Source organism: Neorhizobium sp. IRS_2294 (genome assembly GCF_050500145.1).
Taxonomy (GTDB): Bacteria; Pseudomonadota; Alphaproteobacteria; order Rhizobiales; family Rhizobiaceae; genus Neorhizobium; species Neorhizobium soli.
The window spans coordinates 2,898,642-2,919,838 of the sequence record NZ_CP191439.1 but is presented as its reverse complement, the minus strand read 5'-3'; the positions used below and the strand labels follow the sequence as shown (position 1 = coordinate 2,919,838).

Below are 21,197 nucleotides of genomic sequence, written 5' to 3'. Positions count from 1 at the left end.
ACAAGGGCGGGGATGAGGGAGAGTGTGGTGTCCCTCTCGCCAAACAAGCTTATTCAGCGTTTGTCGGCAGTCTGACCCTCTCCCTGTTTCAGGGGAGAGGAGCAGGTCTGGCTGATCAATCCGCCTTGGCGCGGCGGGCCGGGAAGAGGATGACGTCGCGGATCGATGGGGCGTTGGTGAGCAGCATGATCAGGCGGTCGACACCGATGCCGAGGCCGCCGGCGGGGGGCATGCCCTGGTCGATGGCGTCGAGGAATTCGTCGTCGAGCTGCTTGTCCTTTTCACCGCGGGCATGGGCCTGTTCGAGCTGCTCGACCATGCGCTTGCGCTGCTCTTCCGGATCGTTCAGTTCGGAGAAGGCATTGCCCAGTTCCCAGGCGTTGCAATAGGTCTCGAAACGTTCGACGAGGCGCGGTTCGCCCGGGACTTCCTTGGCGAAGGGCGAGATGTCCTTCGGGAAGTGGGTGACGTGGCTTGGCTGGATCAGCGTCGCCTCGACCTTTTCCTCGAAGATGAAGGCGAGGCATTCGCCCCAGGTCCAGTCCTTCTCGACTTCGAAGCCGGCGTCTAGTGCCGCGGTGCGGGCTTCCTCGTCGGTCTTCATGGCGAGGAAGTCGATGCCGGTGACTTCCTTGACGGCGTCTGGCATGGGCACGCGCTTGAACGGACCCTTGAACGACAGTTCCTTGTCGCCGTAGGCGAATTCGGTCGAGCCGTGGATCTTCATGGCAAGGTCGGCGAACAGGCGTTCGACGAGGTCCATGATGTCTTCGTAGTCGGCATAGGCCCAGTAGCATTCCATCATGGTGAATTCAGGATTGTGCCGGGTGGAGACGCCTTCGTTGCGGAAGTTGCGGTTGATCTCGAACACCTTGTCGGTGAGGCCCGACACCAGCGTGCGCTTCAAGAACAGTTCCGGCGCGATGCGCAGGTACATGTCGAGCTTCAGCGTGTTGTGGTGGGTCTTGAAGGGTTCGGCCGTGGCGCCGCCATAGACGGAATGCAGCATCGGCGTTTCGACTTCCATGAAGCCGTCGTCTTCCATGAAGCGGCGGATGCCCGACACGATCTTCGAGCGCTGCTGGAAGCGCAGCTTGCTTTCCTCGTTGCTGAGGATGTCGAGGTGGCGCTTGCGGTAGCGGATCTCGACATCGGCAATGCCGTTCCACTTTTCCGGCATCGGCAAAAGCGACTTGGTCAGCATGGTGATTTCGCGGGCGCTGATCGACAGTTCGCCGCGCTTGGTGCGGCGCACGATGCCGGTGACGCCGATGATGTCGCCAAGATCGATCATCGACAGCATCGACCTTGCTTCCTCGGGCGTCACGTCCTTGTGGGAGAAGATCTGGATCTTGCCGCCGGCGTCATGGATATCCATGAACATGCCTGAATTGCGCGAGGAAAAGACGCGGCCGGCAACCGTGACGACATCGGTGGTTTCGACGTCAGCCTCGAGATCCTTGTACTTTTCCGCCAGTTCCGCATTGGTCATCGTGCGGTGGAAATGGGCCGGATAGACGTCGCCGACGGTTTCGCGCAGCTTTGCCAGTTTCTGGGCGCGCACTTCTGTCGCGTCGGAGGAGAGGGCGGTTTCGGTCTTGGTGTTCTCGGTCATGGTTTTTGCCTTCGAGGCTGGTTGTTCTGGTTCGCCGATGCGGCGGGCTCGGCTAACCCTCCCCCTTGTGGGGAGGGTCGGAGCGCAGCGACGGGGAGGGGTATCCCGGATTGCGAAAGAAAAGGCCCCTCCCTAACCCTCCCCACACGGGGGAGGGAAGCTGTCGCCGCAGGTATTACTTCTGCGCACCCACCATGGACGACACCACGGCGGCGGCGATCTTCAGGCGCTGGCGCACGACCGAGCGGCCGAGGATTGCCATGCTGTCGAACAGCGGCAGCGAACGCTGCGAGCCGGACATGGCGATGAACAGCGGCGGGGTGACGACGCGCAGCTTCTTTTCGAGCTTGTCGGCAACCGAGCGCAGTTCGGCATCGATCGCCTCGACGTTCCATTCGATCATCTTCTCGATGTCGGCCTGGACCATGGTGATGATCGCGAGCGTGTCTTCCGGCGAGGTCTTCAGACCGGCAAACGAGGCAGGGGTCAGGTTGACGTCGGCGGCGAGCAGGAAGCCGGCGAGGTTCGGCAGGTCGCCGAGCTTGGAAACGCGGCTCTGCGAGTGCTTCAAACCCTCGATCAGGCGCTGGTTTTCCATCGCCCATTCCAGCGTGCGTGACACGAACTCTTCCGGCGACAGCTTTTCGCGCAGCCAGCGGCCGTTCAACCAGTCCAGCTTCTGCAGATCGAAGATGGCGCCGGCCTTGGACAGGGCTTCCGGATCGAAGCTGCTGATCATCTCATCCATGGTCAGAAGCTCTTCGCCTTCTGCGATCTGCACGAAGAACAGACCGAGGAAGTTCATCAGGGCTTCCGGCAGGTAGCCGAGCGCCGAGTAATAGCTGATCGAGGTCGGGTTCTTGCGCTTGGACAGTTTCGACTTGTCGGCATTTCTCATGAGGGAGAGATGCATGAAGACAGGCGCTTCCCAGCCGAAATAGCGATAGAGAAGGATGTGCTTGGGCACCGATGCCAGCCACTCTTCGCCGCGCGCCACATGGGTGATCTTCATCAGATGGTCGTCGATGACGTTGGCCATGTGATAGGTTGGCATGCCGTCGCCCTTGATCAGGACCTGCATGTCGACCGAATCCCACGGGATCGAGACATCGCCATAGACGCCGTCGGTAAAATCGCACGAGCCTTCGGTCGGGATTTTCATGCGCACGACGGACTGTTCGCCGGCCGCCATCTTTTCGGTAACTTCCTCGGCCGAGTATTTCAGGCAGAGACCGTCATACTTCGGCGGCTTGCCGGCAGCGCGCTGGCCTTCGCGCATCTGCTCCAGACGCTCCGGCGTGCAGAAGCAGCGGAAGGCGTGGCCCTTGTCGAGCAGATCCTGGGCGTGCGGCCAGTACATGTCCTTGCGGTCCGACTGGCGGTAGGGGCCGTAGGGACCGCCGATATCTGGACCTTCCGCCCAGGTAAGCCCGGTCCATTTCAGCGCGTCCAGCACCTTCTGCTCGTATTCGAGCGTCGAGCGGGTCGCGTCGGTATCTTCGATGCGCAGGATGAATTCGCCGCCGTGCTTTTTCGCGAAGAGGTAGTTGAAGAGGGCGATGTAAGCGGTGCCGACATGGGGCTCGCCGGTGGGCGATGGAGCGATGCGGACGCGAGGGGTCGGATTGATCATGGATGCTGCTCTTTCCACGGCGCGCATGGCTGCGCAAAGCCTGTGCCTTTGAATAGGGATTGGCGCAGGCTTAGGCCATATTCAGGCGGGAGCGTCAAGGTTTTTGGCGAAAACGGCTGCCCCGATCCCCTCGTTGAAGGGACGGGGTCAGCCTGGGTGGGTCGAGCTCGGGGAGGACTAGTTTACCGGCCAGATATAGAGGAGGGCCGGGACGCTGACGACGATGATCAGGAACGACAAGGGCAGGCCTAGCCGCGGATAATCGGAGAACTTGTAGCCGCCGGGGCCGAACACCAGTGTGTTGCACTGGTGGCCGACGGGGGTGAGGAAATCGCAGCCTGCGCCGATTGCCACCGCCATCAGGAAGGGCTCGGGGCGAAAGCCGAGATTGGTGGCAAAGCTTGCGGCGATCGGCCCCATGACCAGCACGGTTGCTGCGTTGTTGAGGAAGGGCGTGACGGCCATGGCGGTGATGAGGATCAGACCGATCGCGCCCCAGGCAGGCAAGGTCGCCGCGGCTTGGCCAAGCCAGCCGGCGATCAGTTCACTGCCACCGGAGGTTCGCAGAGAATCCGAAACCGGGATGAGCGCCGCCAGCATGACGAGGATCGGGCCATCAACGGATTTGTAGAAATCGGTCAACGGAATGGCGCGGAAAACCACCATGCCGAGAGCGGCCGCGAAGAAAGCGACCGGCACAGGGGCAAGCCCGACGGCCGTTGTGCCCATCGCCAGTGCCAGGATGATCAGTGGAATGAAGGCCTGCCTCCGCGTGCCGAGCAGCACTTCGCGCTGAGCGAGCGGCAAGAGCGAGAAGTCCTGCATCACCGTCGGCATGTTCTTGCGGCTGCCCTGCAACACGATCACGTCGCCGGCCATCAGGGTGATGGTGCCAAGACGCTGCTTGAGGCGTTCGCCATGCCGACTGATTGCCAGAAGATTGACGCCACGGGTGTAGGAGAGCGCCAGTTCCTTGGCGGAAAGCCCCTTGAGCGGGGAATCCTGGGTGATGATCGCCTCGATGGAGATGACATCGGCCTGGGCCTGTCCGTTTTCCATCAGCGGCTTGCCGGAGAGCTGCAGCCTGCCGCCGGAGACCATCCGGTCGAGCGCCTTTGACGGGCCTTCGAGCAGCACGACATCGTTTTCACGCAGGATGAGGTCCGGGAACGGCGCCATGCGCGATGGACCGCGCAGGACGGCATTGGCAATCACCTCGCCGTCACCGATCTTCAACAGCTCGGCGACCGTCTTTTCAAGAACAGTCGACAGCGGAGTAATCATCACCTCGGACGTATAGTTGGTGATCTCGACCGCTTCCTCGAGGGAATCGTTCTGCTTTGTGCGGCTGGGCACCAGCCAGTGGAAGAACAGAAGAAAAGTAATGCCGACAAAGGCGAGGATCGCACCCATCGGGGTGAAGTCGAACATCGTGAAGGATTCGCCGGTCAGTTCCTGGCGGATCCGCGACACGACGATATTGGGCGAGGTGCCGATCTGCGTCATCAGGCCACCGAGCAGAGCGGCGAAAGCCATCGGCATCAGGTATTTCGACGGCGAGGCGCCGGATTTGCGGGCGAACTGGAACGCTACCGGCATCATGATGGCAAGCGCGCCGATATTCTTGATGAAGGCCGACAGCACGGCGACGACGATCATCAGCAAGGCCAGCTGGGTGTGCAGCGTGTTGAGGTTGGGGAAGAACTTCTTGATCGCCATGTCGACGATGCCGGAGCGGGCAACGCCTGCCGAAACGACCAGCGCGCTGCCGACGATGATGACGATATCATCCGAGAAGCCGGAAAACGCCTGGTCGACCGGAACGATCCCCACCGTCACCGCCACGACGAGCGCACAGCAGGCGACCACATCGTAGCGGAAGCGATCCCAGATGAAGACGGCCATCATCACGGCGATGACGGAAAAGGCAAGGATCTGCTGGGTTGTCATGTGGCTCCGGGGGCGCTGGAAATGGGATGCAGCGAGAGGCGATGATCGGCGTGGTGATAAGATCGTGCCCTAGAATGCCCCAGTGCCACAAATGTTGCAAAGTCTGATGACGTTTCGCAAAACGCGTCTATCGCCGCTCATGGCGTGTCTGCTGGACAAACCGTGGTGGACGCATAAGTAGACGATATCAACTGCAGTTGTTTGCGCCAATTCCCCTGCGCCAAAGCCCCCGGAGCCGTCATGACCGATATCCTTGCCATCCCCGTCAAGCTTGCCGACGGCCGGAACACGACGCTTGCCGAATACCGTGGAAAAGTCATGCTGGTGGTCAACGTCGCGTCCAAATGCGGCCTCACCACGCAGTATGAAGGGTTGGAAAAACTCTACGAGCAAAAGCGGGACAGGGGCTTTGTCATCGCAGCCTTTCCGGCCAACGACTTCATGGGGCAGGAGCCCGGCTCGGATACGGAAATCGTCGAATTCTGCCAGCTGACCTATGACGTGAAATTTCCGATCTTCTCAAAGATTTCCGTCAAGGGCGATGCCAAGCATCCGCTCTACAAGGCGCTGACCGCAGATCCGGTGTCCACCACCGGCGACGGTCCGATGAAGGCGCGCCTGCGCGGCCGCGGCATGGAGGTCAAGGATGGCGAGATCGTCTGGAATTTCGAAAAGTTTCTGATCGGACGCGATGGTCGGATCAAGGCACGCTTCGCGCCTGACGTGACCGCAGACGATAACCGGCTGCTCGAAGCGCTGGACCGGGAACTGTCCGAGCGGTGATCCGCCGGGACCAGGCGTTTGGACTGAACACAAAAAAGGGCGCCTCGCGGGCGCCCTTTGCGTGTCGATGTTTGTGGCAACGTCAATGCAGCGTGCCGGAGGCCTTTTTCTTGGCGCGGGCGCCCTTCGCGAACATGTTGAGGGCCTCGACGCCGGCCGAGAAGGCCATGGCGGCGTAGATATAGCCCTTCGGAACGTGCACGCCGAAACCTTCGACGATCAAGGTGCCGCCGATCATCAGCAGGAAGGCGAGAGCCAGCATGACGATGGTCGGGTTTCTCTCGATGAAGTTGGCGAGCGGGGTTGCTGCCAGAAGCATCACGGTGACAGCGGCGACGACGGCCACGATCATGATCGGCAGATGCGGCGTCATGCCGACTGCGGTGATGATGCTGTCGATCGAGAAAACCAGGTCGAGGATCAGGATCTGCACGATGGCGGCGCTGAAGCTCATCTGCACGACTTCCTTGCCGGCGCCGACCATGTCTTCCTTGTTGTCGACCACATCCACGGAATGGTGGATTTCCTTGGTCGCCTTGTAAACGAGGAACAGACCACCGGCGATCAGGATCATGTCCTTCCAGGAGAAGGGGTGACCGAAGGCTTCAAAGACCGGATTGGTAAGCTGTACAATCCAGGCAACGGTGCCGAGCAGACCAAGACGCATGACCAGCGCCAGGCCGATACCGATCTTGCGTGCCTTTTCCCGATGTTCAGGTGGCAGCTTGTTGGTGAGGATGGAGATGAAGATCAGGTTGTCGATGCCAAGCACCACTTCCATGACCACAAGTGTAACGAGCGCTACCCAGGCCGTCGGGTCTGCTACCAGCGCTGCAATGTCCATCCATCTCTCCTGTTTTCAATCAAAGGGCGCAATTTCCCGCCGCATTTGGGGATCGACCCATTAAAAACAAGAGTAGGTTGAATATGGACCGACCAGAATCAGGCGGAATCAGCCCCATTATCGATCACGGGTTTGTTATGACAACCATAGGCCGCCATGAAAACGCGGACTGCACCTTGGATGGTCCGGTGGATTTCCTCGTCTGACGGGGCGTCTTCCATGGACCCGAACAGACGAACCTTGAAATAGCCGCCGCTGACGAGGTCGATATACTGGCCTGCGGCAAGTTCGATATCGTCGATATTCAGCCTGCCGGCCTCGACGTGGAGGGCGAGAAAGTCGCGCATCACGGTGCGCAGATTTTCGGGTCCGCGGAAAAAGCGCCGACACAGGTCCGGCATACGCTCGCGGACGCCAAGCACGGTGCGCATCGCGGTGATGATTTTCTCTTCCGTCATGTGGCTGAGGAACGAGACGCCAAAATCGTAGAGGCTCTTTTCCACGTTGCCGTTGGTCGACAGAACGGACCGAACAGTGGCGAGGAAAGCGGCGCGCTCCTGTTCCACCATGGCGACGAACAAATCTTCCTTGTTCTGGAAGTAGACGTAGATCGTTCCCTTCGAAACGCCGGCCTCGCGCGTGATGTCGTTCATGCTTGCGGCTTCGAAACCAAGCTTCATAAAAACCCGCGTCGCGCCTTCCATGATCTGGCTGCGCTTGGCCGGATCCTCGCCCGCAGCAAAACGCCCTGCAGTGCGGGGGGACGTGTCTCGCGGCGCGGATCTCTTTAACGGTTTCGGCATTATAATTCAGCATTCCGGTTTTTTTCGAACCGATTGGTTCGATGTGGTCTTGATATGTGTGATCGAAGGCTTTATGTCAACGCTCCGAACTGATCGGTTCGATCGGTTTTCGCTTTTCAAAGATGGTTACGACAATGACGGCCTCCAAGAATGCCGGCGCGCTGCGCACCGTAAAAAACGAAGATGTGAATGCCGATGACACGGCGCGCGACGACGCGTCGCCGGCTGCCGAGAAACCTGCGGCACCTGTTGCAACGCCATCGCCCGAAGCCAAGGCCGACGCACCCGCAAAGAAGGGCAAGCGCGGCCTTATCCTGCCGATCATCGTGCTGGCGCTGCTCGCCGGTGGCGGCTGGTATGGATATCAGTGGTGGACGACGGGCCGGTTCATGGTGTCGACGGACGATGCCTATATCGAAGGCGATATTGCCACGATTTCCCCAAAGGTCACGGCTTTCGTTTCGAAAGTGAATGTCGCCGCCAACCAGCAGGTCAAGGCCGGCGATGTGCTGGCGACGCTCGACAATGGCGATTACCAGAACGCGCTTGATCAGGCCAATGCCGCCATCGAAACCGGCAAGCTGTCGCTGACCCGCATCGACGCACAGGTCGAAGGTGCGCAGGCAACCCTTGCCCAGGCGCAGGCCTCCAAGGTTGCACTGCAGGCAGCGGTCCGCGGTGCTGAGATCACGCTCAAGCGCCAGACCGAGCTTGCCGCCAAGTCGGTCGGCACGACCGCCGATCTCGACAGCGCCACGATTGCGCTCGATCAGGCCAAGGCCAACCTTGTCGGCGGCGATGCGTCGATCAAGTCGGCAGAAGCCAACATCACCATTCTTGAAGCGCAGCGCAAGGAAGCCGAAGGCCAAGTCCGGACGCTGGAACTGCAGCGCGACAAAGCGGCCCGCGACCTGTCCTTTACCGTTCTGAAGGCGCCCTATGACGGGATTGTCGGCAATCGCTCGGTGCAGGAAGGCGATCTCGTTTCGCCGGGACAGCGGCTGATGGCGCTGGTGCCGACGCGCCAGCTCTATATCGACGCCAATTTCAAGGAAACGCAGATCCAGCATCTGGAGATCGGCTCCAAGGTGGAAGTGCATGTGGATGCCTATAGCGAGGAGCCGATCATCGGGACGGTAGAATCGCTTGCGCCGGCTTCCGGCTCGGTATTCTCGCTGCTGCCGCCGGAAAACGCGACGGGCAACTTCACCAAGATCATCCAGCGCGTTCCGGTCAGGATTGCCCTCCCGCAGGATGCGCTCGACAGCGGCCGCCTGCGCGCGGGCCTCAGCGTCGTCGTCGACGTGGATATCCGCACCGCACCCAAAAAGTAACTGGGCTTTGGCCTAACAGCCCCATCGGGGCGGAGGTGGTCCCATGGCTGGGAGCGCAACGACAACTGCAGGATCGATATCGTCCGCGGCACAGGCATCGTCTGCTCCCAAGGTGGACGAGAAGATGCCGACCGGCCGGCTGATCGCGTTTTTCGCGATGGTGGTCGGCATGTTCATGTCGATCCTCGACATCCAGATCGTGTCTGCCTCGCTGTCTGAAATCCAGGCGGGCCTTTCGGCAGGTTCCGACGAGATCGGCTGGGTGCAGACGTCGTATCTGATCGCCGAAGTCATCATGATCCCGCTTTCTGGCACCTTGGCGCGTATCGTCTCGACGCGCTATCTGTTTGCGTTCTCGGCTGCCGGCTTTACGGCTGCGAGCGCGCTTGCGGCGACGGCATCCAATATCGACCAGATGATCGTCTACCGCGCGATCCAGGGTTTTATCGGCGGCGGCATGATTCCGTCTGTGTTTGCGGCAGCCTTCACCATTTTCCCGCCGTCGAAGCGGGCGTTCGTCTCCCCAATCATCGGGCTGATCGCGACGCTTGCGCCAACCATCGGGCCGACGGTCGGCGGCTATCTCTCGAATGCGTTTTCGTGGCACTGGCTGTTTCTGGTCAACATCATTCCCGGCATCTTCGTGACGATCCTGACTTGGCGGTTCATCGACTTCGACAAGCCGGAACTGTCGCTGTTCAAGAAGTTTGACTGGTGGGGTCTTGCCGCGATGGGCGTGTTCCTCGGCGGTCTTGAGTATGTGCTGGAAGAGGGCAATTCCAACGATTGGTTCAACGACCATATGATCGTCATCGGTGCCATCGCATCGGGGCTTGGCTGCCTGGTCTTCTTCTATCGCGCCTTTACCTCGGAATTTCCCGTCGTGGACCTGACGGCGTTTACGAACCGGAACTTCGCGTTCGGCTCGATCTTCTCCTTCGTGATGGGTATCGGGCTCTACGGGCTCACCTATATCTACCCGGTCTATCTCAGCCGCATCCGCGGTTACGACAGCCAGATGATCGGCGAGACCATGTTCGTCTCGGGCCTTGCCATGTTCGTCACGGCGCCGATCGCAGGCAAGCTGTCGACCAAGATGGACCTGAGAGCGATGATGGTGATCGGTTTCATCAGCTTTGCCTCCGGCACCTATATCATGACCGGCATCACCGCCGATTGGGACTTCTACGAGCTTCTGATCCCGCAGATCCTGCGCGGTTTTGGCCTGATGATGTGCATGGTGCCGATCAATAATATCGCGCTTGGCACTTTGTCTCCGGCCCGCATCCGGGGGGCGTCCGGCCTGTTCAACCTGACCCGCAACCTTGGCGGCGCGGTGGGGCTTGCGATCATCAGCACGCTTTTGTCCAACCGCCAGGACGTGCATTACGAGCGGCTGCGCGAGCATCTCGACTGGGGCAACCGGATCGCTTCCGACCAGCTCGACTCGATGGCATCCAATCTGAATACCTACGGGCTCGATGGTGCGACCGGCGCGATCCGGCAGATGGTGCAGCTGGTGACCAAGCAGGCCGTGGTGATGTCGTTCTCGGACGTGTTCCTGATCCTGACCGTGCTGTTTGCGATGATGATCCTCGGCGTTGCCGCCATCGAAAAGCCAGCCCCCCAGGGCGGTGGCGGTGGCGGTGGTAGCGGCCACTGATCGCGGACTTCGCGCTGAAGATTTCTAAGAACCACCGCCTGCAGAGGGGTCGTCGCAAACCGCGGCGGCCCCTTTGCGATTCATCCAGCGCGTTGTTCGAATAAATTTGATTTACGTACCTCAAATTCTCCGTTACGAAGATCGGCGGAGGACCGCATGAAGCCAACCGTACACGATATCGCGCGTAGCGCCGGCGTCAGCCTGGCGACCGTCGACCGTGTGCTGAACGGTCGGCCGGGCGTGCGGCGCATCACCCAGGAGAAGGTCGAGGAGGCGATCGCCGTCCTCGGCTACGTGCGGGACGTGGCGGCTGCGAACCTTGCCAAGGGACGGACTTACGCCTTCACCTTCGTGCTGCCTGAGAACGACAACTCGTTTATGATCGGCTTGCGCGAAGAGGTGGAGCAGGCGGTTGGTCGCTCCGGCGCCGAACGAACCCGTATCCGCGTCGTCGACGTGCCGCCTTTCGACGGGCAGGCCTTGTCGACCATGCTGGACGGCGTGCTTGCCGAGAGGCCTGACGGTGTCGCGTTCGTGGCGGTGGAAAGCAGCGACGTGCAGGCAGCGGTCGCAAGGCTGCGGGAGGCGGGCATTGCCGTCGTGACGCTGGTGTCGGACCTGCCGGGCTCGCAGCGGCACCATTTCGCCGGGATCGACAACCACGCGGCCGGGCGCACCGCTGCCAATCTCCTCGGAAGGTTTCTCAGCGGTCGCGACGGGCGGGTGGCGATGGTTGCCGGATCGATGCTGGTGCGCGATCACCGCGAGCGGCTGGAAGGGTTTCTGTCCGTGCTATCGGAGGATTTTCCGCGGCTTGCCATCCTGCCGGTGATCGAAGCGCGCGACGATCCTGCTATTGCCGAGGAATTGGTGACGGGCCTGTTTCGCCGCTATCCGGATGTCATCGGACTCTACAGCCTCGGCGCCGGCAATCGCGGGATCCTGAAGGCTGTGCGCAGCCTGCCGGAAGCACGCAGACCTGTGATTATCGCGCATGAGCTGACGCGATCGACGCGGGTAGCGCTGGCCGACGGTGTCGTCGATGCGGTGCTGAACCAGGATGCGGGCCATGAAGTGCGCAGCGCCATAAGGGTTCTGAAGGCGAAGGCGGACGGGCTTCCCGTGATCGCCGCACAGGAGCGCATTCGTATCGACATATTCTTGAAGGATAACCTGCCCTGACGGGCAAATCGCGCTCCGGAACGTGTTAAGCGGCTCGGACACGACGCGTGGCGAAACAAAGATCTGCCGAAACGCGGCAGCAACAGGAGAAGGCAAGCATGTATCTCGGTCTCGATCTGGGCACTTCCGGCGTCAAGGCGATGCTGATCGACGGCGATCAGACGATCATCGGCTCGGGGAACGGGACGCTCGACGTATCGCGCCCGCATTCCGGTTGGTCGGAACAGGAGCCGGCTCACTGGATCCGCGCCTGCGAAGAGGCGATCGACGGGCTGAAGGCGAAGTTTCCCAAGGAGCTTGCCGCAGTAAAGGGTATCGGCCTTTCCGGCCAGATGCATGGTGCGACCTTGCTCGATGCCGACGACAAGGTGCTGCGGCCCTGCATCCTGTGGAACGACACACGCTCGTTTAAGGAGGCAGCGGCGCTCGATGCGGATCCGCGGTTCCGTGCCATCACCGGCAATATCGTGTTTCCGGGCTTTACTGCGCCGAAGCTTGCCTGGGTGAAGAACAACGAGCCCGAGATTTTTGCGAAGGTCGCCAAGGTTCTGCTGCCCAAGGATTACCTGCGGCTGTGGCTGACGGGTGAGCACATTTCCGAAATGTCCGATTCGGCCGGCACGTCCTGGCTCGATACGGGCGCGCGCAAGTGGTCATCGGAACTCCTGGCGGCGACCGATCTTACCGAGGATCAGATGCCGACGCTGGTCGAGGGCACCGAGGAAGCCGGGCGCCTGCGGGGCGAGCTGAAGTCGAAATGGGGAATTGCCGGCGATGTCGTCGTTGCCGGCGGTGCCGGCGACAATGCGGCGTCTGCCTGCGGCATGGGCACCGTCGCCGAAGGGCATGCGTTCGTCTCGCTTGGCACATCCGGCGTGCTGTTTGCCGCCAACGCCTCCTATCTGCCGAAGCCGGAAAGTGCCGTGCATGCGTTCTGCCACGCGCTGCCGAAGACCTGGCACCAGATGGGCGTCATCCTGTCGGCGACCGATGCCCTGAACTGGCATTCGAAAGTGTCCGGCAAGCCTGCCGCCGATCTGGTCGCCGAGCTTGGCGAAGGCCTGAAGGCGCCGACCGGCGTGACTTTCCTTCCCTACCTTTCCGGCGAGCGCACACCGCATAACGATGCCGTCATCCGCGGCGCGTTCCTCGGGCTTGAGCATGAGAGCAGCCGTGCGGTGCTGACCCAGGCGGTGCTGGAAGGCGTGACCTTTGCGATCCGCGACAATCTCGAAGCGCTGAAATCGGCGGGAACCTCGATCTCCCGCGTCACCGCGATCGGCGGCGGTTCGCGCTCGCGCTACTGGCTTTCGTCGATTGCAACTTCGCTCGGCGTGCCCGTTGATATTCCAGCCGACGGCGATTTCGGTGCGGCGTTTGGCGCGGCCCGGCTCGGGCTGATCGCGGCAACCGGGGCCGACCCGGTTGCCGTCTGCGCCGCTCCCAAAACGGAAGCGGTGATCGAACCTGAAGCCGGCCTTCACGACGCCTATGAGGCGGCATACCAGCGCTACCGGGCTGCCTATCCAGCAATTCGCGGCTTGATGAACTAACCGGCAAAGGGGAGGAGACATCTCCTCCCCCAAGGCGGGCAACTCGAACCACGCTTTACCCGCTACAGTGAGGTACGTACCTCACCTTGGCGCACTTACCAGAACCAAGTTTTTACCAAGGAGGAAAGCACCATGAGCACAGGCTTTTTCGGCGATATCACCAAGATCAAGTACGAAGGTCCTGACAGCACCAATCCGCTGGCATTCCGGCACTATAACCCGGACGAGATGGTCGGCGGCAAGCGGATGGAAGAACATCTGCGGTTTGCCGTTGCCTATTGGCACACGTTCACATGGCCGGGCGGCGATCCCTTCGGCGGCCAGACATTCGAGCGTCCGTGGTTCGACGACAGCATGCAGGCGGCCAAGCTGAAGGCCGACGTGGCGTTCGAATTCTTCGATCTGCTTGGGTCGCCTTACTACTGCTTCCACGACGCGGATGTGCGTCCTGAAGGCGCAAATTTTGCGGAAAACACGAAGAACCTCAACGAGATCGTCGACTATTTCGAGAAGAAGCAGGCCGAGACCGGCGTGAAGCTTCTGTGGGGCACGGCGAACCTGTTTTCGCATCGCCGCTATATGTCCGGCGCTGCCACCAATCCCGATCCCGACGTGTTTGCCTTTTCGGCGGCGACCGTCAAAACCTGCCTCGACGCCACCAAGCGTCTCGGTGGTGCGAACTATGTCCTGTGGGGCGGCCGCGAAGGTTACGAGACGATCCTCAACACCGATTTCACCCGCGAACTCGACCAGATGGGCCGCTTCCTCAACCTCGTCGTCGAATACAAGTACAAGATCGGCTTTGAAGGCACGATCCTGATCGAGCCGAAGCCGCAGGAGCCGACCAAGCATCAGTACGACTACGACGTTTCCACCGTGTATGCCTTCCTGCAGAAGCACGGGCTGGACAAGGAAGTGAAGGTCAATATCGAGCAGGGCCACGCGGTTCTTGCCGGCCATTCCTTCGAGCACGAGATCGCCATGGCGAACACGTTCGGCATTTTCGGCTCGATCGACATGAACCGCAACGACTACCAGTCGGGCTGGGATACGGACCAGTTCCCGAACAACGTGCCGGAAATGGCGCTGGCCTACTATCATGTTCTCGCCGGCGGCGGGTTCAAGAACGGCGGCACCAACTTCGATTCCAAGCTGCGTCGCCAGTCGCTCGATCCGGCAGATCTGCTGATCGGTCATATCGGCGGCATGGATTGCTGCGCCCGTGGCCTGAAGGCTGCTGCGAAGATGATCGATGACGGTGCCCTGAAGACGCCGCTCGATGCACGCTATGAGAAGTGGGACAGCCCTGAGGCTCAAAAGATGCTGCGCGGCGAGTACAAGCTCGACGAAATCGCTGCTCGCGTGGAGAAGGAAGGGATCAATCCCGAGCCGAAGTCCGGACGCCAGGAATATCTCGAAAACGTGATAAACCGCTACGTCTGAGACAAGCAGCCTCGTCCCCCTGTGACAAAGGCGTGAACGGCCCCGGAATGGCGAGAAATCGCGCAACATTTCGGGGCTGGAAACGTTTGATCCTGTGCTTATGTTATGGCTTGGCGAACGGGATTATCCTGCGACCCTTTCAAACGTGAGTTCTGCCGGGGCCTCGGTCGCGAAAGCGGCTGGCTTAAGGCCTCCAACGACACGAAGGAGAATGACATGAAGTGGACTGCACCTAAGTTTGTCGAAGTAAGCTGCGGCATGGAAATCAACCGTTACGCACCTGCAGACGGCAGCGAGCCGGTTCTGTTTTAATTATGAAGAGCACGGGACCCATGACCGGTCTCCGGTTTCTGGTGCTCGGCTCTGCAGCCGGCGGCGGATTACCGCAGTGGAACTGCAATTGTTCCAACTGCGCCGCCGCCCGCGATCCGTCTTCGGGACTTTCGCCGCAGACACAGTCGTCGCTCGCCGTCAATGTGGACGGTGAAAACTGGGCGATCTTCAACGCTTCGCCGGACATTCGCCAGCAAATCCAGCAGACGCCGCAGCTTCATCCGAAAGCCCTCCGCCACAGCCCGATCCAAAGCGTCGTCATCACCAATGCCGATGTGGATCATATCGGCGGTCTCCTGACGATCCGCGAGAAGCAGGCGTTTTCGCTTTTCTCGACCGCCGCGATTGGCTCGGTGCTCGACGCCAGCCCCGTGTTTCGGGTGCTCGATCCTCATTTTGTGGCGCGCAAGACGATCCGTCTCGACGAGGATTTTTCACCGCTCGACGGGCTTGAGGCGCGCATCTTTGCAGTGCCCGGCAAGGTCGCCTTGTTTCTCGAGGATGGCGAGCCAGAGCTTGGTCTCGAAGGCGAGCAGACAATCGGCGTCGAATTCGTGGCAAACGGCAAGCGAGCCTACTATATTCCGGGCTGTGCGACGCTGCCGGACTGGCTTTGCGACCGCATCCGCGGCGCCGACCTCGTGTTCTTCGACGGCACCGTGTTTACCGATGACGAGATGATCCGCGTCGGTACCGGCATCAAGACCGGGCAGCGCATGGGGCACATGCCGATTACTGGCGACGACGCCGGGGGCGGCAGCCTCGAAGCGCTGTCGAAACTTGGCATAGGCCGCATGGTCTATGTCCATATCAACAATACGAACCCGATCTGGCGCCAAGGCCCGGAGCGGGACGCGGTCACAGATGCCGGCTTCGAAGTCGGCCATGACGGCATGGAGATCGAACTTGCCTGACGCCCTGAAGCTTGCCCTGAACAGAACCGATTTTGAAGCCCGGCTGCGCGCCATCGGTGCTGCGCGCTATCACGACAAGCATCCGTTTCACGGCATGCTGCATGGTGGCGGTTGCTCGATGACGCAGGTGCGCGCCTGGGTGATCAACCGCTTCTACTACCAGAGCCGCATTCCGCTGAAGGATGCCGCTTTCATGTCTCGCTGCGAGGACATCTCGATCCGGCGGGCCTGGCGCAAGCGGATCGAGGATCATGACGGCGGCCGGGAAGAGGGCGGCGGTATCCGGCGCTGGCTGAAGCTTGCCGAAGCGGTCGGGCTTGATCCGGATTACGTCGAATCAACCCGGGGCGTTCTGCCGGGCACGCGGTTTGCCTGCGACGCCTATGTGCGTTTCGTGCGTGATATGCCGATGCTCGATGCGGTTGCCGCTTCCCTGACGGAGCTTTTCGCGCCGACGATCCACAAGAACCGCATTGCCGGACTGCTCGAGCACTACGCCTTCGCCAATGAGGACGCGCTCTCCTATTTCCGCAAGCGTCTGGACGAGGCGCCGGTCGATGTCGCCTTCGGGCTGAACTACGTGCTCGACCATGCCGACACGCTGGAAAAGCAGGATGCGGCTGCCGCTGCGCTGACCTTCAAGACGGATGTGCTTTGGGCGCAGCTCGATGCGTTGCAGAGCGCTTACGTATCGCCGGCACTTCTGCCGCCGGGTGGATGGGACGGCAAGGAGGGCGTGATCGGCGCTCTCGACCAGCCGGCTCTGAGAGAGCCTGTGCGGGGAGCGGCGGAATGAGCGAACCTTCCGCAGTCACCGTGACGGCGCAGACGATTGCGAAGCTTGCCCGCGGTGTGCGGCTTCGGGAAGATCCGGTGCGCGGCCAGACGGTGCTGCTTGCGCCGGAACGGGCGCTGGCGCTCGACGAGATCGCCGTGATGATCGTCAACGCGCTCGACGGCGAGCGTGATCTCGATGCGATCGCGCAGGAGTTCTCCGTGAAATTCGAAGCGCCCAAGGAGCAGATCCTGGTCGACGTGATTGCCTTCGTCGACGAGTTTTCCAAGCGGCGCATGCTGGAGTTGAAATCGTGAACGAGCATGTCAGCATTGCGCGGACAAGTGCCAAGACCACCGACAGAACGAGCGAATGGACCGACCGGGACGGGGTGACGGGTCGTATCCGCATTCCCGCACCGATCGCCATGCTCGCGGAGCTGACGCATCGCTGTCCGCTGGCTTGCCCCTATTGCTCCAATCCGCTGGAGCTGGAAGGCATCAGCACCGAGCTTTCCACGCAGGAATGGATCCGGGTGTTTCAGGAGGCGGCAGCGCTCGGCGTGCTGCACCTGCATCTCTCCGGCGGCGAACCGGCGTCGCGGCGCGATCTGGTGGAGCTGACGGCGGCTGCCGCCAAGGCCGGGCTTTATACCAATCTGATCACGTCGGGCATCGGCCTCAACGAGAGACGCATCGCCGAGCTATCCGCAGCAGGCCTCGACCATCTGCAGCTTTCGATCCAGGGCGCGACGCCTGTTCTGGCGGACAAGGTGGGTGGTTACAAAGGCGGTTACGATCGCAAGATCGCGGTGGCCGAGTGGACACATGCGGCCGGCATTCCGCTCACCGTCAACGCCGTCTGCCACAAGCAGAACATGGACGAGCTGGGCGCCATGCTGGATCTTGCCGTTGAACTCGGTGCGCGCCGCATCGAGATCGCCACCGTGCAGTTTCACGGCTGGGCCGAGAAGAACCGCAAGGCGCTGATGCCCACCAAGGAACAGGTGCTGCACGCCAATGCCTTTGTCGAGGAAGCGCGCAAACGGCTGGAAGGCATCATCGTCATCGATTACGTGCCGGCCGACCACCATTCGACCTTTCCGAAGGCCTGCATGGGCGGCTGGGGACGCACGGGCCTCAATGTGACGCCATCAGGCAAGGTTCTGCCTTGTCATGCGGCGGAAAGCATTCCGTCGCTCAACTTCGAGACCGTGCGCGACATGTCGCTGACCGACATCTGGTATGACAGCCAGGCGTTCAACGCCTACAGAGGCGATAGCTGGATGCCGGATCTCTGCCGGTCCTGCGATCGCAAGGGCGTGGATTTTGGCGGTTGCCGTTGCCAGGCGATGGCGCTGGCCGGCGACGCTGCGACCACCGACCCGGTCTGCATCCTGTCGCCGATGCGCCACCTCCTGGTCGAGCAAGCGGAGATCGACAGCCGCGCCGAGCCGCCTGAATTCGTCTATCGCGGCCGCTAACGCCACTTCCGGTGGTGTCGCGAATGTGAACGAAGCTCATGAGCTGAAACTGCTTTACGTACCTCAAAATCTTCGCTAGCCTGAAATTCAGGGAGGAATTTCAGTGCATCACACCACTTGCGAGGAGGCGGGTGTTGTGGGCGTGCCGCGTTGCGGCTGCTTCACGACGCTTCTGATTTTGAGGCCGGTGCATGGTTGATGCGCCCGGGCAAACGGCTGCGCCTCTGCTCAATGCACGCGGCCTCTCCAAGACGTTCGGCATTGTCGAAGTCCTCAAGGATATCGCGCTCACTGTTCGTGCCGGAGAGGTCCACGCGATCATCGGCGAAAACGGCGCCGGCAAATCCACCCTGATGAAGATTCTTGCCGGCAACCATCAGCCGACAAGCGGCGAACTTGCGATCGACGGACAGGTCGTGAGTTTCGCGGGCCCAGTCGATGCGGAAAAGCATGGCATCGTGCTGGTACACCAGGAAATCCTGCTGGCACCGGATCTGACGGTGGCGCAGAACATCTATCTTGGACGCGAGGTTCGAAAGGGCATCGCGCTGGACGACCGTGCGATGAACACGGGCGCCGCAGAGGCGATCCGCGATCTGGGCGCCGATATCGATCCCGAGACCATCGTGTCGCGGCTTTCGATCGCGCAGCGCCAGCTGGTGCAGATCGCGCGGGTCCTGCTGGTGCCGCATCGCATCGTCATCTTCGACGAACCGACGGCTTCGCTGACGCCGCACGAAACCGAAGCGCTGTTGAAGGTCATCACCGATATCCGCGCCAAGGGCGTGGGCGTTCTCTACATCTCGCACCGGTTGCCGGAGGTAAAGGAGATCGCCGACCGCGTGACGGTGCTGCGCGACGGGCGGCTGGTTGCTTCGCACCCGACAAGCGAGCTGGAACCGGCCGACATGGCGCGGCTGATGGTGGGTCGCGACGTCGCAAAGCTTTACCCGGACCGGCAGGCGGCCATTGAGCCAGAAACGGTGCTTCAGGTGGAAGGTTTCGATGTGCCGGGCTATGCCCGCGATGCCGGTTTCACCCTGCACAAGGGCGAAATCCTCGGCTTTGCCGGACTGATCGGCGCCGGTCGCACGGAGCTCATGGAAGGGCTCGTCGGGCTCCGACCGGCCAAGGGCAAGGCGACGCTGCGGGGCCGGCCGGTTCAGTTCACCGACGTGCATTCCAGCCTCAAGGCGGGCGTCGCCTATCTTTCCGAAGACCGCAAGGGCAAGGGCCTGCTTCTTACCAAGGACCTCACCGTCAATCTCACGCTTGCTTCGCTCGGCAAATTCATCCGCGGCTTGCAGATCGATCGCAAGCGGGAGGCGCAGGCGCTCGACAAGGCGATTGAGGATTTCGACATCCGGACCGGCACGAAGACGATCCTCGCAGGACAGCTTTCCGGCGGCAACCAGCAGAAGTTGCTGCTTGCCAAGATGATGCTACTCGACCCTCAGGTCGTCATCATCGACGAGCCGACGCGCGGCATCGATATCGGCAACAAGGAACAGATCTACAAATTCATCGCTGCTCTGGCCGCGGAAGGGCGTTCGATCATCGTCGTCTCGTCCGAAATGCCGGAGCTGATCGGCATCTGCGACCGCATTCTGGTGATGCGCGGCGGCCGGATCGTCGGCGAAGTTCAGGGAGACCACATGACGGAAAACGAGATCGTCCAGCTTGCAACCGGGGTCAATGTCGGCCGTGATGCGGGGGAGGCGGCATGAGTGCGGTCGTAACCGAGACGAAGGCGCCGAAGACTTCGCGCGACTGGGACATGGCGGCCATCGCGCCGTTTGTGGCGCTGGCGCTGCTTCTGGTGCTCGGCTATTTCGCCAACCCGAATTTCGTGTCGCTGGCCAACCTCACCAATGTCATCACCCGCAGCGCCTTTATCGCGGTGATCGCGCTTGGGGCGACTTACGTGATCTCGGCGGGAGGGCTGGATCTCTCGGTCGGGGCGATGGTCGCCTTTGTCGCGAGCCTGATGATCCTGTTTATGAATTCCGGCGTGATTGCCGATCCGATGCTCATGCTGATGGCCGGCATGGCGGTGGCGCTGGTTCTGGGAGCTGCCTGCGGGCTGGCGAACGGGCTGATCACGACGCTCGGGCGGATCGAGCCGTTTATTGCGACGCTCGGCACGATGGGCATCTATCGCGGCCTGACGACCTGGCTTTCCCAGGGCGGCGCGATCACGCTCAAGGACCGGCAGCTGCAGCAGCTCTACCGGCCGGTCTATTTCGGCGACGTGTTCGGCGTGCCGATCCCAATCATCGTGATCTTCGTGACGGCGGCGCTCGCTGCCTTCGTGCTCTACCGCACCCGCTACGGCCGGCACGTCATTGCCGTCGGGTCGAACGAGGAAGTGGCGCGCTATTCGGGCATTTCGGTCAACAAGGTGCGCACCATCGCCTATGTGGTGCAGGGGCTCTGCGTGGCTGTTGCTGTCATGATCTACGTGCCGCGGCTGGGATCGACGTCTGCGACGACAGGCATCCTGTGGGAATTGCAGGCGATCACGGCGGTCGTTGTTGGCGGGACGGCACTTCGGGGCGGGGTGGGTCGCATCTGGGGCACGATCTGCGGCGCTTTCATTCTGGAAATCGTCGGCAACATCATGATCCTGTCGAACTTCGTGTCGGAATATCTGATCGGAGCGATCCAGGGCGCGATCATCATCATCGCCATGCTGGTGCAGAGGTCGCTGATGCGAAAGTAAGAGGTTGTTACGGGACCCCTCCGGCCTGCCGGCCATCTCCTCCACAAGGGGGGAGAAGACTCGCCGCAATCGCCTGCCTCGATCGAGTGTTGGCGTTAGCTGCCGGGTTAAGCCCGCCCCCTTGTGGGCAGGGCGGGGAGGGGTTTCGGGTCGCTGAGACCAATGGT

Annotated in this window: 18 protein-coding genes; 13 read left to right on the top strand and 5 right to left on the bottom strand. The window is 61.3% G+C overall.

What is annotated here, in order from left to right; translation table 11 throughout:
- Positions 1-115: 115 nt before the first annotated feature.
- The 3 genes from lysS to ACQY1K_RS14160 all read right to left on the bottom strand — a co-directional run bounded on the left by lysS (position 116) and on the right by ACQY1K_RS14160 (position 5,198).
- On the bottom strand, positions 116-1,615 hold the full coding sequence (gene lysS, locus ACQY1K_RS14170; RefSeq protein WP_430257648.1) for a lysine--tRNA ligase: 1,500 nt from the start codon (positions 1,613-1,615) through the stop codon (positions 116-118).
- Positions 1,616-1,790: 175 nt separating this feature from the next.
- Entirely contained in the window at positions 1,791-3,248 is a 1,458-nt protein-coding gene (gltX, locus tag ACQY1K_RS14165; protein ID WP_113167020.1) for a glutamate--tRNA ligase, read from the bottom strand.
- A gap of 177 nt (positions 3,249-3,425) precedes the next feature.
- Entirely contained in the window at positions 3,426-5,198 is a 1,773-nt protein-coding gene (locus ACQY1K_RS14160) for an SLC13 family permease (RefSeq protein ID WP_062461221.1), read from the bottom strand.
- Positions 5,199-5,438: 240 nt separating this feature from the next.
- Between ACQY1K_RS14160 and ACQY1K_RS14155 the strand changes: the two genes are divergently transcribed.
- The gene (locus ACQY1K_RS14155) at positions 5,439-5,981 is read left to right on the top strand and encodes a glutathione peroxidase (protein ID WP_430242293.1); all 543 of its coding nucleotides are present in this window, start codon (positions 5,439-5,441) and stop codon (positions 5,979-5,981) included.
- A gap of 82 nt (positions 5,982-6,063) precedes the next feature.
- On the opposite strand, the gene ACQY1K_RS14150 is transcribed toward ACQY1K_RS14155, so the two are convergent.
- Together ACQY1K_RS14150 and ACQY1K_RS14145 are read right to left on the bottom strand one after the other, a co-directional pair.
- Positions 6,064-6,825, bottom strand: coding sequence for a TerC family protein (locus tag ACQY1K_RS14150; RefSeq protein ID WP_062461215.1), 762 nt, complete (start codon positions 6,823-6,825; stop codon positions 6,064-6,066).
- A gap of 98 nt (positions 6,826-6,923) precedes the next feature.
- The gene (locus ACQY1K_RS14145) at positions 6,924-7,628 is read right to left on the bottom strand and encodes a TetR/AcrR family transcriptional regulator (protein ID WP_062461212.1); all 705 of its coding nucleotides are present in this window, start codon (positions 7,626-7,628) and stop codon (positions 6,924-6,926) included.
- Positions 7,629-7,762: 134 nt separating this feature from the next.
- Between ACQY1K_RS14145 and ACQY1K_RS14140 the strand changes: the two genes are divergently transcribed.
- The 12 genes from ACQY1K_RS14140 to ACQY1K_RS14085 all read left to right on the top strand — a co-directional run bounded on the left by ACQY1K_RS14140 (position 7,763) and on the right by ACQY1K_RS14085 (position 21,030).
- Positions 7,763-8,962 carry an HlyD family secretion protein gene (locus tag ACQY1K_RS14140; RefSeq protein ID WP_062582076.1) on the top strand — a complete coding sequence of 400 codons (1,200 nt, stop codon included), beginning with the start codon at positions 7,763-7,765 and terminating at the stop codon, positions 8,960-8,962.
- A gap of 43 nt (positions 8,963-9,005) precedes the next feature.
- Positions 9,006-10,625: a DHA2 family efflux MFS transporter permease subunit gene (locus ACQY1K_RS14135; protein ID WP_430257647.1), complete on the top strand. Its 1,620-nt coding sequence runs from the start codon at positions 9,006-9,008 to the stop codon at positions 10,623-10,625.
- Positions 10,626-10,781: 156 nt separating this feature from the next.
- The gene (locus ACQY1K_RS14130; protein WP_430257646.1) at positions 10,782-11,807 is read left to right on the top strand and encodes a LacI family DNA-binding transcriptional regulator; all 1,026 of its coding nucleotides are present in this window, start codon (positions 10,782-10,784) and stop codon (positions 11,805-11,807) included.
- 98 nt (positions 11,808-11,905) lie between these two features.
- A complete protein-coding gene (gene xylB / locus ACQY1K_RS14125; RefSeq protein ID WP_430259026.1) occupies positions 11,906-13,360 on the top strand; it encodes a xylulokinase in 1,455 nt (484 codons plus the stop codon).
- Between the two features lie 132 nt (positions 13,361-13,492).
- Positions 13,493-14,803 (top strand): xylose isomerase, encoded by a 1,311-nt coding sequence (gene xylA / locus ACQY1K_RS14120; protein WP_184654438.1) that lies wholly within the window; start codon positions 13,493-13,495, stop codon positions 14,801-14,803.
- Between the two features lie 216 nt (positions 14,804-15,019).
- Positions 15,020-15,115, top strand: a complete 96-nt coding sequence (gene pqqA / locus ACQY1K_RS14115; protein ID WP_062461193.1) for a pyrroloquinoline quinone precursor peptide PqqA — start codon at positions 15,020-15,022, stop codon at positions 15,113-15,115.
- Between the two features lie 20 nt (positions 15,116-15,135).
- Entirely contained in the window at positions 15,136-16,050 is a 915-nt protein-coding gene (gene pqqB / locus ACQY1K_RS14110) for a pyrroloquinoline quinone biosynthesis protein PqqB (protein ID WP_430257645.1), read from the top strand.
- Entirely contained in the window at positions 16,022-16,846 is an 825-nt protein-coding gene (pqqC, locus tag ACQY1K_RS14105; protein ID WP_430257644.1) for a pyrroloquinoline-quinone synthase PqqC, read from the top strand. Before pqqB ends, pqqC begins: the two co-directional genes overlap by 29 nt.
- Positions 16,843-17,142, top strand: a complete 300-nt coding sequence (pqqD, locus tag ACQY1K_RS14100; RefSeq protein WP_113111905.1) for a pyrroloquinoline quinone biosynthesis peptide chaperone PqqD — start codon at positions 16,843-16,845, stop codon at positions 17,140-17,142. Before pqqC ends, pqqD begins: the two co-directional genes overlap by 4 nt.
- Positions 17,143-17,216: 74 nt before the next feature.
- The gene (pqqE, locus tag ACQY1K_RS14095; protein WP_062461928.1) at positions 17,217-18,308 is read left to right on the top strand and encodes a pyrroloquinoline quinone biosynthesis protein PqqE; all 1,092 of its coding nucleotides are present in this window, start codon (positions 17,217-17,219) and stop codon (positions 18,306-18,308) included.
- 191 nt (positions 18,309-18,499) lie between these two features.
- On the top strand, positions 18,500-20,035 hold the full coding sequence (locus tag ACQY1K_RS14090) for a sugar ABC transporter ATP-binding protein (protein ID WP_430257643.1): 1,536 nt from the start codon (positions 18,500-18,502) through the stop codon (positions 20,033-20,035).
- On the top strand, positions 20,032-21,030 hold the full coding sequence (locus tag ACQY1K_RS14085) for an ABC transporter permease (RefSeq protein ID WP_062461179.1): 999 nt from the start codon (positions 20,032-20,034) through the stop codon (positions 21,028-21,030). Before ACQY1K_RS14090 ends, ACQY1K_RS14085 begins: the two co-directional genes overlap by 4 nt.
- Positions 21,031-21,197 lie beyond the last annotated feature (167 nt).